The sequence below is a fragment of the Helicobacter pylori genome, assembly GCF_003637665.1.
Lineage (GTDB): Bacteria > Campylobacterota > Campylobacteria > Campylobacterales > Helicobacteraceae > Helicobacter > Helicobacter pylori_CK.
Window position 1 is genome coordinate 19,107 of sequence record NZ_MVWR01000008.1, and the last position, 12,034, is coordinate 31,140.

Below are 12,034 nucleotides of genomic sequence, written 5' to 3' on the forward strand. Positions count from 1 at the left end.
AAATTCAGGTTTAAACAACCTTATAGTAAAATCAAATAACCTTATTTTAACCAAAGGTTATTAAAATTATCCTTATTATAGAGAGTTTTTAACATGAATTTTCAAGAAAATTTAGCCGCTTTGGATTTGGAGTATCTTTGGCACCCTTGCTCGCAAATGCAAGAGCATCAAAATTTCCCCATTATCCCCATTAAAAAGGCTCAAGGGATTTACCTCTATGATTTTAATGATAACGCTTACATGGATTTAATCAGCTCATGGTGGGTGAATCTTTTTGGGCATAATAACGCCTACATTAGCCAGCAGCTCAAAAATCAAATTGATGATTTAGAGCATGTCCTTTTGGCTTCTTTTAGCCATAAGCCCATTATCACGCTCTCTCAAAGGCTCTGTCAGCTTACAAACATGGATAAATGCTTTTATGCGGATAACGGCTCATCTTGTGTTGAAATCGCTTTGAAAATGAGCTATCACGCCCATTTTTTAAAGAATCAAACGCGCCCTAAAAAGCTTTTTTTATCGCTTTCTAATTCCTATCATGGCGAGACTTTGGGAGCGTTAAGCGTGGGCGATGTGAAACTTTATAAAGACACTTATACCCCCTTATTGCTCAAAAATCTCACTACACCCGTGCCTAAAAACGACAATGAAATAGAAAATAGTTTGAACGCTTTAAAGCGTTTGTTAGATAAACATGGTGAAGAAATTTGCGCCTTCATTGCAGAGCCTCTTTTGCAATGCGCAGGGAATATGCATATTTATAGCGCAAAATATTTAAAACAAGCCGTTTTATTATGCAAGCAAAAAAATATCCACATTATTTTTGATGAAATCGCTACCGGGTTTGGGCGCACAGGGAGCATGTTTGCTTATGAACAATGCGAAATTGAGCCTGATTTTTTATGCTTGTCTAAGGGGATTAGTGGGGGGTATTTGCCTTTAAGCACGCTATTAACGCATAATGAAATTTATAACCAATTTTACGCCCCCTATGAAGACAATAAAGCGTTTTTGCATTCGCACAGCTACACAGGAAACGCCCTAGCATGCGCATGCGCGAACGCCACGCTGGATATTTTTGAAAAAGAAAATGTTATTGAAAAAAACAAGGCTTTGAGCGAGTTTATTTTTAGCGTGCTCCAAAACGCGTTAAAACCCTTGATAGAGCAACAAGTGGTGTCTAATCTAAGGCATTTGGGCATGGTCTTTGCCTTTGAAGTCTTTATTCAAACTAAAGAGCGTTTGAGTTTGGCGGTTTTTAAAAAAGCTCTAAAAAAAGGTTTGTTATTACGCCCTTTAAACAACACCATTTACCTCATGCCCCCTTATATTATCACGCATGAAGAAATCAAAAAAGCGATTGCGGGGTTAGTGGAAATTCTTGATGAGTTAAAAAAAGGCTGAAAGCCCTTTTAAAAAATAAAATATAATAAAGCTTAATTTTCGTCAAGCGATAGCTTTTTTCTGTCTGTTTGATTTCAAAAATCAAGCTTTTAACCTGATATGAAACCTATTCAATCAAACCTATTCAATGATTTTGGGCACAACGAAGTAATGATCCTGGCTGTGTTTGTTGTGGCTTAAAATCTCTTTGGCGATGTTAGGTTGGCTTTTGGGTTCGTCTTCTCTTAAAGGGGTGCTAAGATGCGTATCTGTTTTTAGATTATGAGTTTCTAAAGCGAATATGTTTTCTACAAAGCCTAAAATCTCCGCTAAATGGCCTTTAACGCTCTCTTTATGCTCGTCTTTAATCTCTAACATGCTCAATTTTTCCAAGCGTTGCAATAATGCGTCATCAATTTGCATTCTTTTCCTTTAGTTTAAAATAGGGGTTCGTCCATCGTTGCTGGGGCTTTAAGGCCCATGAGTTTTAACACGCTGCTAGCGATATTGTTTAAGGCTCCGTTTTTAATGGATTTGACTCCATCCCCTAAAACAAAGCAATACACGCTCCCAGCGGTGTGGTTGGTTAAGGGGTTTTGGTTTTCATCTTTCATGCGTTCGCAATTCCCATGATCGCTAGTTAAAAGCATGGCGTAATCCAATTTTTTAGCTAGTGAAAGGATTTCCCCTAAGCATGCATCCACTGCTTCTACCGCTTTAATGCTCGCTTCAAAATTCCCCGTATGCCCTACCATATCGCCATTAGCAAAATTCACAATGATCAAATCCGTGCCTAGTTTCATTTGCTCCAATACCGCAAGGGTTACTTCTTTAGCGCTCATTTCAGGCTTTAAGTCATAAGTGGTAACTTTAGGGCTTTGGATAAGCACCCGGTTTTCATTTTTAAAAGGCGCCTCCACTCCGCCATTGATGAAAAAGGTTACATGCGCGTATTTTTCAGTCTCAGCGATATGGCTTTGGGTCAGGTTATGTTGAGAAACCACTTCAGCGAGCGTGTTTTGAACGCTTTCTTTGGGGAATAAAATAGGGTAGGGGAAAGTGTTGTCATAAGGGGTCATGGTAGCGATATGGAGTTTTTTAAAAGCTTGGCGTTTAAAGCCACTGAATTCCTTTTGGCCTAAAGCGCTCACGATTTCTCTAGCCCTATCATTCCTGAAATTGATAAAAATAAAGCTTTCACCATCTTGCATGCCACAATAATCTTTAAAACAAGCGGGCATGATAAATTCATCGGTGATATTTTTATCATATTGGCTTTGGATATATTCGCTAGGGCTTAAGGGCGTGTGATTAAGCCCCATTAAACTATGATACGCAAGCTCAATCCTTTCAAAGCGATTATCCCTATCCATCGCATAAAAACGACCGCTTATGGTAGCGATTTGAACGTTTTCATTGCAGATATTTTGCATGGTTTCTAAATAAGTTAAAGCGCTTTTAGGAGCGACATCGCGCCCGTCGGTGATTAAATGCAGAAAGACTTTTTTATGGGATTTTTCACACTCTAAAGCCAGAGCGATAAAATGCTCAATGTGTGAATGCACGCCCCCATCGCTCATCAAACCCATAAGATGCACCACAGGGCTTTTTTGGATCGTGTTTAAAAAAGCGGAGTTGTTTTTTAAGTCATCGTTTTGAAGGCTTAAAGAAATTTTGACTAAATCCTGATACAGCACTCTACCAGCCCCAATGCACATATGCCCCACTTCAGAATTCCCCATTTGTCCCTTAGGCAAGCCCACGCTCAATCCATGCGTATCAATCAGGCTATAAGGCAAGGTTTTAAACATCAAGTCATAAGTGGGTTTTTTAGCATGAAAGAAAGCGTTATGATCGCTATCTTTACGATACCCAATGCCATCAGTGATAATCAAAAGAGTTTTTTGCGCCATTTTTAGGACTTTTTAAAGCTCTTGCATGAGAGTGATGTGGTTGGCTAAAATCGCATTCCTTTGCCCTGGAGAGCAATTTTTGCACACTTCTTTATTTTTGGAATTTTTGGAAGCGGTTTTAGCGTTGCTTTTTACATTATTTATATTATTTTTGGAGGAGCGTTTTGGACTCGCTTTAGCCGGTTTTTGAGAGCGTTTTTTAGCGGGTGTGAAATCAGCGCTATTATTTTGAGCGAAATACATGGGTTTATCTTTTGCTTTTTCTGGCTTGTTGGTTATTTGCTCGCTAGTTGCCTCTTTCATTTCTTGAGATTTTTCTGCTTGGGTTTCCTCTATTTGAGATTTTTCTATTTGAGATTTTTGGGCGGCTAAAGTTTGGGGCATGGTGTTACCGATAGGGTCTAAATCTAGGTTGCTATTAGCGCTTTTTTGCAATTCTTGGTCATTACTAGACTGCGAATCAAAGATTTTAGATTCTTTCAAACGCCTGATTCTGTCTTGTATCTCTTCGTAATATTTTTCAGCTTCGGCGTTAGACTTCTCGTTTTTTTCCCAACGACTGCCCTTGTTGTAAGATTTAATCATGTCTTTTAGATTATCATGGTAGCGTGTTTTCCAATAGAGCAACTCTTTTAAAGCCACTTCAGAAGCAAACGCATCGTCTTTAATGAGCAATTCCCCCATCACATTACGCAAAAAGGGGCTATCGTTATGCCCATAGCTTTTTAGAACGCTTGGGATATAAGAATGGTACACGCCAGCACTCGGATCGGAAAAATTGATTTTATAAACCCCTGCGCATGATTCTTTCCATGCGATGCCTGCCATTTCATAGCCTAAATTTTCTTTAGAGCCGAATTGATAGGCGGCTTTTAAAACTTCTTTTTGCTTAGCGTTAAAGTCTTTAAGATTGTCGCAATTAGTCATCATGACTTTAGTAACGGGCGATTTGGGTTTGTTTTTAACCCCTTTAGCGGGCTTAGGCTCTGTTTTAGTGGGGCTTTCTGCTGCGGCCAAACTTAAAGATGCACTTAAGGCTGTGCCTAGCCATAAGGCTTTAAAAAGGGTGTGAGTGAGTGGGGTCAAATGTTTCAAAACGCCTACCTTTTGTATTTAAAAAATAAACTAAACTAAAAATAAATTCAAGTATAATTCTAACATGATTTAGTCTTAAAAGTGATTTTGTTTTTTAGGGAGAATTGAGATTTTGCATTCAGATGAATTGTTAGTAGAGATTTTAGTTGAAGAATTGCCCGCACAAGCGTTATTGAATGAATATAAAGAAATGCCTAAAAAACTCCACGCTCTTTTTCAAAAACGCGCTTTAGAAGTGGGAAATATAGAGATTTTTTACACCCCTAGGCGCTTGTGTTTGTTTATTAAAGACTTTCCTCTTTTAACCCAAGAAACCAAAGAGGAATTTTTTGGGCCTCCCGTTAAAATCGCATGCAATCATCAAGATAAAACGCAAGGGTTGAACGCGCTAGGTTTAGGGTTTTATCAAAAATTAGGGTTAAAGGATTCCAAGCATTTCCAAACAGCGTTTAAAAACAATAAAGAAGTGCTTTATCACGCTAAAATCCACGCCAAACAGCCTACAAAAGATCTAATCATGCCCATTGTATTAGAGTTTTTAGAGGGTTTGAATTTTGGGAAGTCTATGCGTTGGGGCAATGTGGAAAAAAGCTTTATCAGGCCCATTCATAATATTTGCGTGTTGTTTAATGGGGAAAATTTTAACGGTATTGAAGTCAAAGAGTATGGTTTTAAAACCAAGCAAGCCACCAAAGCGCACCGACAAGAGGGTTTTGATTTTATCCAAGTGGATAGCCCTAAAGCGTATTTTGAAGTTTTAGAAAAAAACCATGTCATTTTAGACCCTAAAAAGCGCGAAGCGAAAATCTTGCAAGAAATTAAAGAGCTAGAAGTAAAGCATCACATTAGCGTAGAAATAGATAGGGATTTATTAGATGAGGTTGTAGCGATCACTGAATACCCTAGTGCGCTTTTAGGGGAGTTTGACAAGGCGTTTTTAAAATTACCCAGTGAAATCATCATTACTTCCATGAAAGAAAACCAGTGCTATTTTGCAACCTTTAGTCAAAAAAGCCAAGAAGAAAGCCCAACATTACACAACGGCTTTATCGTGGTGAGTAACGCTACCAATAAAGACAAGCAAAAAATCATTTTAGGCAACCAAAAGGTTTTAAAAGCCCGCTTGAGCGATGCGGTTTTCTTTTATGAAAACGATCTCAAAAAGCCCTTAGACAACGCCCCTTTAGAGAGCGTGGTTTTTGTGCAAGGTTTAGGGACTTTAAGGGATAAAATGGAGCGAGAATCGATCATCGCTCAATATTTGACGCAAAAATACGCTTCATCATTAAATATGCCTTTAGAAAAAGCCCTTGAATTGATGAACCGGGCTATTAAAATCGCTAAAGCGGATTTACTCAGTGAAGTGGTGTATGAATTTACCGAGCTTCAAGGGATCATGGGCTATTACTACGCTTTGAAACAAAATGAAAACGAATGGGTCGCCTTGAGTTTGAAAGAGCAGTATTTGCCCGCAAGCGAAAACGCCCCCTTGCCCTCTAGCGTTTTTAGCGCAATCGTTGCTTTGAGCTTGAAATTAGACAGCTTGTTTTCTCTTTTTAGTGCAGGAAAGATCCCTAGCGGTTCTAAAGATCCTTTTGCTTTAAGGCGCTTGAGTTTTGGGCTATTGAAGATCATCGCGCATTACGGGTTAGAATTTGATTTAAAAGTGGATTTAAAAAACCTCTTTGAAAAAGTGGGCGTTTATCAAAGCTTTGACTTAGAAATTTTAGAGAAGTTTTTACTGGAGCGCTTCAATAACTTGATAGATTGTAACCCCTCTATCATAAGGAGCGTGTTAAACACTAACGAGCGAGATATAGTTGCAATCATTCAAAAAGTCAAAGCCCTAAAACGCTTTTTAGACGACCCTAAAAACGCCCCCAAAAAAGAGTTGCTTTTTAGCGCTTTCAAACGCCTAGCCAATATCAATAAAGACAGAAACCCTAACGAGTCAAGTGGGTTTTCTACGAGTCTTTTCAAAGAATCGCAAGAGCATGCCCTTTTTGAAGCGTTCAATGCGATCAAAACAAGCACTTTTGAGAGTTTGGATAGCAAAATAGAGGCTTATTTTGGTTTGCATGCGCCTTTAGAAGAGTATTTTAAAAGCGTGCTAGTCATGGATAAAGATATAGAAATCCAAAAAAATCGTAAAAATTTCTTATGGGGCGTGTATCAAAGTTTCTTAGAAATTGGGGATATTAAAGAAATTGCGATTTAATGCTATCAAACGCAAAATCCAGCGTTTTTTGGGGGTAACTTTTTTAATGAGCATGTTTAGTGCGGGCATGCTTAGCGCGAAAATCTTTACCCTACAAGAGTTTTTTAAAGAAGTGGAAACCAACTCTATGGAGTTGATCGGCAAAAAAGCCGATTTTAAAAGCCGTTTGAATGAGCAACGCTCCGTGAACGCTTGGGATTTCCCCTATATTTATAATGAAACTTCTATGGTGAAAAACTTCCAAGGCATTGTAGAAGCGCAGCCCAGAACCCTTTTAATGGTAAGGCCCAAGCTCCCATGGGTGAGTTCGCTTTTATCCAAAAGCCTTTCTATTAAAACCATTCAATACGATAAAAGCTATCAATTGAATAAAAATCTCGCTTTTATTGGTGCTAAACGCTTGTATTTGACTTATGTGATGACTAAAGAAAAGTATCAGGTGTATGCGCAACGGGAAGCGAACTTTTATTCGCAGCTCAAAATCGCCAAAGAAAAAGTCAAAGCCGGCAGCATGAGCGAAAAAGATTATATCAACTTCAATAACTCTTATTTGGAATCCAAACTCGCTAAAACCAATGTGGAAACCAAACTCATAGATTTAGAAAAAATGCTAGACACGATGCTCGCGATTGTGGAGCCGGTCAAAGAGGGGGCGCATTTTGACACTTATTTAGACCATTTGCATGATGTCAAGGTGATCGGTTTGGATTTTGAATACGTGCGCTTAGAACCTGAAGCCTTAAAATTTAAATTGGATCGCTCGTTGTATGTGGATATTTTGGATTTGACGGCTAAAGATTATCAAGTGAATGCGAAATTGGCTAATAGAGATGTGTTTAATGCATTTGAGTTTGGGATTGGCTCTGAAAGCTATAACTCTTCCACTAACCTTTCTATAGAAGTGCATATCCCTTTACCGGTAACGCCTAAAAACATCTATCAAAAGCGTAAATTCTTAGATTTGCAAAGCGGGACGCTCGCGCAAAATGAGGTGATGAAACGAAACATTAGAATCAACGCTAACTCCTACTTAAACCAGCTCAAAACCAAAGAAGCATACATTGAAACCCAAAAAGAAGCCATTGCCAATAAGAAGCGTTTGATGGAAATGGGGCGCATCGCTTATGAAGCCCAAAAAATCGGGCTTTTTGAATACTTGATTTATCAAAATTCTTACATGGACGCCCTCATCACTCTAGCGGAAGCCAAGATTGAATACATTGATATTAGCGCGCTTTTAGAAGAGACTTTAGGGGAGAGTTTGACCAGATTAGGAGAATTGCATTGAAGCGGGCGTTATGGTGGCTTATGTTAATGGGCGTTTTTTCAATGGGTGTTTCTTTGGAAGCTAAAGAGTATCCAGAAATTATTTTAGAAGAAAAAAACTTGCAACCCATGGGGTTAAAGGTGATTAAATTAGATAAAGAAATCTTTAGTAAAGGGCTTCCTTTTAACGCTTATATTGATTTTGATAGTAAAAGCTCTGTGGTGCAGAGCTTGAGTTTTGATGCGTCTGTGGTCGCTGTTTATAAAAGAGAGGGCGAGCAGGTGAAGGCTGGAGATGCGATCTGTGAAGTGAGCTCTATTGATTTGAGCAATTTGTATTTTGAATTGCAAAACAACCAAAATAAATTAAAAATCGCTAAAGATATTACTAAAAAAGATTTAGAGCTTTATAGGGCCGGGGTGATCCCTAAAAGGGAGTATCAAACGAGTTTTCTAACCAGTGAAGAAATGGGCTTGAAGGTGGAACAATTAGAGAGCGCGTTTAAAAGCTTTGGCGTGGATCCTAAAAACCCTAAAGGGCAGTATGGTTTTAGGATTGTGGCTAGAGACGGCGGTCTTTTGGCGCTAGCGCCTAAAAATGTGGGCGAGAAGATTTTAGCTTTCACTAGCTATGTGCGTATTTCAAAAAGCGATGATTTGATCGCTCAAATCAAATTGCCTGTAGGCGTTTCTAAAACCATTAAAAGAGATTCGCCAGTCTATAATGAAGAGGGGGAAAAAATCGGGAAGATCCAAAGCGTTTCGGTGGTGTTAGACAAAGGCTCTAACACGATTTTAGCCACCGCTTTATTAGATGAGGGCAATTACCATGTGGGGGAAATGGTAGAAATGTATATTCAAGGCTCTCAACCCAAAGACTCCGTTTTAATCCCTTCAAACGCTTTGATCAGAAACGGGAAAGATTACCTGGTGTTTGTGAGGACGCCTAAAGGTTTTAGGCCTGTGGTGGTTCAAGTTTTAGAAGAGCGCAGCAAGATTTTTATCGTGAACGCTCAAAATTTACACCCTAATGACAGCGTGGCAGTGGGGTCATTGATAGGGTTAAAAGGCATGATCAACAATTTAGGGGAAGAATAATGCTCGCTTCCATTATTGAATTTTCCTTACGCCAGCGAATAATCGTGATTGTTTGCGCGATTCTTGTTTTGTTTTTTGGGACTTATAGTTTTATCAACACTCCAGTAGATGCTTTCCCGGATATTTCGCCCACTCAAGTTAAAATCATTTTGAAACTCCCTGGCTCTAGCCCTGAAGAAATGGAAAACAACATCGTGCGCCCTTTAGAATTGGAGCTTTTAGGGCTAAAAGGGCAAAAATCTTTAAGAAGTATTTCCAAATATTCTATTTCAGATATTACGATAGATTTTGATGACAGCGTGGATATTTATTTAGCGAGAAACATTGTTAATGAGCGCTTGAGCAGCGTGATGAAAGATTTACCCGTGGGGGTTGAAGGGGGCATGGCGCCCATTGTTACGCCGCTATCAGACATTTTTATGTTCACCATTGATGGCAATATCACCGAGATAGAAAAACGACAGCTTTTAGACTTTGTGATCCGCCCGCAATTAAGAATGATTAGTGGCGTGGCGGATGTCAATTCCATTGGAGGCTTTAGCAGGGCGTTTGTGATCGTGCCGGATTTTAATGACATGGCGAGGCTTGGGGTGAGTATTTCTGATTTAGAAGCGGCCGTAAGAGTGAATTTAAGAAACAGCGGAGCGGGGCGCGTGGATAGAGATGGTGAAACCTTTTTAGTCAAAATCCAAACCGCTTCTTTGAGTTTAGAAGACATTGGCAAAATCACCGTTTCCACTAATTTAGGGCATTTGCACATTAAGGATTTTGCGAAAGTCATCAGCCAGTCTCGCACCCGATTAGGGTTTGTCACTAAAGATGGCGTGGGCGAGACCACAGAGGGCTTGGTGCTTTCTTTAAAAGACGCTAACACCAAAGAAATCATCACTCAAGTGTATCAAAAACTAGAAGAATTAAAACCCTTTTTACCCAATGGCGTGTTTATTAATGTTTTTTACGATCGCTCAGAATTCACGCAAAAAGCCATTGCCACCGTTTCTAAAACGCTCATTGAAGCCGTTGTTTTAATCATCATCACGCTCTTTTTATTTTTAGGGAATTTGAGGGCGAGCGTGGCTGTGGGGGTGATTTTACCCTTAAGCTTGTCCGTGGCGTTTATTTTTATCAAGATGAGCGATTTGACTTTAAACCTAATGAGTTTAGGGGGGTTGGTTATCGCTATAGGCATGCTCATTGACTCAGCCGTAGTGGTGGTGGAAAACGCTTTTGAAAAATTGAGCGCTAACACCAAAACCACTAAACTCCATGCGATCTATCGCTCTTGCAAAGAAATCGCCGTTTCAGTGGTGAGCGGGGTGGTGATTATTATGGTGTTTTTTGTGCCGATTCTAACCTTACAGGGGTTAGAGGGCAAGATGTTTAGGCCTTTAGCGCAAAGCATTGTGTATGCGCTTTTAGGCACTTTAGTTCTATCTATTACTATCATTCCTGTAGTCAGCTCTCTTGTCTTAAAAGCCACGCCCCATAGCGAAACCTTTTTAACGAGGTTTTTAAACAGAATCTACGCCCCTTTATTGGAATTTTTTGTGCATAACCCTAAAAAAGTGATTTTAGGAGCGTTTGTGTTTTTGATCGCAAGCCTTTCTTTATTCCCTTTTGTGGGGAAGAATTTCATGCCCGCTTTAGATGAGGGCGATGTGGTTTTGAGCGTGGAAACCACCCCTTCTATTTCTTTAGATCAATCTAAAGATCTCATGTTAAACATTGAGAGCGCGATTAAAAAGCATGTCAAGGAAGTCAAAAGCATTGTCGCGCGCACAGGGAGCGATGAATTGGGGCTGGATTTAGGGGGCTTGAATCAAACCGATACTTTTATTTCTTTCATTCCTAAAAAAGAATGGAGCGTTAAAACCAAAGATGAATTATTAGAAAAAATCATGGATTCTTTAAAAGACTTTAAGGGGATTAACTTTTCTTTCACCCAACCCATTGAAATGAGGATTTCTGAAATGCTGACAGGGGTTAGGGGGGATTTAGCGGTTAAGATTTTTGGAGATGATATTGGCGCCTTAAACGAGTTGAGTTTTCAAATCGCGCAAGCTCTAAAAGGGATTAAGGGATCTAGTGAAGTTTTAACCACGCTCAATGAGGGCGTGAATTATTTGTATGTAACCCCCAATAAAGAAGCGATGGCGGATGTGGGGATCACTAGCGATGAATTTTCCAAGTTTTTAAAATCCGCTTTAGAGGGTTTGATCGTGGATGTGATCCCTACAGGGATTTCACGCACGCCAGTGATGATCCGCCAAGAGAGCGATTTTGCAAGCTCTATCACTAAAATCAAAAGTTTAGCTCTGACTTCAAAATATGGCGTTTTAGTGCCTATCACTTCTATCGCTAAGATTGAAGAAGTGGATGGCCCTGTTTCTATCGTGCGTGAAAATTCAATGCGCATGAGCGTGGTTCGCAGTAATGTGGTGGGGCGCGATTTGAATTCTTTTGTAGAAGAGGCTAAAAAAGTGATCGCTCAAAACATCAAGCTCCCTCCTAGCTACTATATCACTTATGGGGGGCAGTTTGAAAACCAGCAACGGGCCAACAAAAGGCTTTCTACCGTTATCCCTTTAAGCATCTTAGCGATTTTTTTCATCCTTTTCTTTACTTTTAAAAGCATTCCTTTAGCCTTGCTCATTCTTTTGAATATCCCTTTTGCGGTTACCGGGGGTCTTATTGCGTTGTTTGCGGTAGGGGAGTATATTTCAGTGCCAGCGAGCGTGGGCTTTATCGCTCTTTTTGGGATTGCGGTTTTAAACGGCGTGGTGATGATAGGCTATTTTAAAGAGCTTCTCTTACAGGGAAAAAGCGTAGAAGAATGCGTTTTATTGGGCGCTAAAAGGCGCTTGAGGCCGGTTTTAATGACCGCTTGCATTGCCGGTTTGGGCTTGATACCCTTATTATTTTCTCATAGCGTGGGATCCGAAGTCCAAAAACCTTTAGCGATCGTGGTGCTTGGAGGCTTGGTTACCTCAAGCGCTTTAACCTTACTCCTACTACCGCCTATGTTCATGCTCATCGCTAAAAAGATTAAAATCGTTTGAGT

The 12,034-nt window shown here is 39.8% G+C and carries 8 protein-coding genes; 5 read left to right on the plus strand and 3 right to left on the minus strand.

Annotated features, from left to right (window positions below; translation table 11 throughout):
- The first annotated feature begins 93 nt into the window (after positions 1-93).
- Positions 94-1,404, plus strand: coding sequence for an adenosylmethionine--8-amino-7-oxononanoate transaminase (locus tag EAL49_RS05885; RefSeq protein WP_120829474.1), 1,311 nt, complete (start codon positions 94-96; stop codon positions 1,402-1,404).
- Positions 1,405-1,524: 120 nt separating this feature from the next.
- On the opposite strand, the gene gatC is transcribed toward EAL49_RS05885, so the two are convergent.
- From gatC to EAL49_RS05900, 3 genes are read right to left on the minus strand one after another with little or no spacing between them, the layout of a single operon-like run.
- Positions 1,525-1,806 (minus strand): Asp-tRNA(Asn)/Glu-tRNA(Gln) amidotransferase subunit GatC, encoded by a 282-nt coding sequence (gatC, locus tag EAL49_RS05890; RefSeq protein ID WP_033757282.1) that lies wholly within the window; start codon positions 1,804-1,806, stop codon positions 1,525-1,527.
- A gap of 14 nt (positions 1,807-1,820) precedes the next feature.
- Positions 1,821-3,296: a 2,3-bisphosphoglycerate-independent phosphoglycerate mutase gene (gpmI, locus tag EAL49_RS05895; RefSeq protein WP_120829475.1), complete on the minus strand. Its 1,476-nt coding sequence runs from the start codon at positions 3,294-3,296 to the stop codon at positions 1,821-1,823.
- A gap of 12 nt (positions 3,297-3,308) precedes the next feature.
- Entirely contained in the window at positions 3,309-4,391 is a 1,083-nt protein-coding gene (locus tag EAL49_RS05900) for a hypothetical protein (RefSeq protein ID WP_120829476.1), read from the minus strand.
- Positions 4,392-4,503: 112 nt separating this feature from the next.
- Here EAL49_RS05900 and glyS point away from each other — a divergent pair, with 112 nt between their 5' ends.
- The 4 genes from glyS to EAL49_RS05920 are packed head-to-tail and all read left to right on the plus strand — an operon-like array spanning position 4,504 to position 12,032.
- Entirely contained in the window at positions 4,504-6,609 is a 2,106-nt protein-coding gene (gene glyS, locus EAL49_RS05905) for a glycine--tRNA ligase subunit beta (RefSeq protein ID WP_120829477.1), read from the plus strand.
- A complete protein-coding gene (locus tag EAL49_RS05910; protein ID WP_162973121.1) occupies positions 6,599-7,897 on the plus strand; it encodes a TolC family protein in 1,299 nt (432 codons plus the stop codon). Before glyS ends, EAL49_RS05910 begins: the two co-directional genes overlap by 11 nt.
- Positions 7,894-8,973 (plus strand): efflux RND transporter periplasmic adaptor subunit, encoded by a 1,080-nt coding sequence (locus EAL49_RS05915; RefSeq protein ID WP_120829478.1) that lies wholly within the window; start codon positions 7,894-7,896, stop codon positions 8,971-8,973. The genes EAL49_RS05910 and EAL49_RS05915 overlap by 4 nt, the downstream gene beginning before the upstream one ends.
- Complete coding sequence (locus tag EAL49_RS05920; protein WP_162973122.1) at positions 8,973-12,032, plus strand: efflux RND transporter permease subunit; 3,060 nt, start codon at positions 8,973-8,975, stop codon at positions 12,030-12,032. Before EAL49_RS05915 ends, EAL49_RS05920 begins: the two co-directional genes overlap by 1 nt.
- Positions 12,033-12,034: the final 2 nt, after the last annotated feature.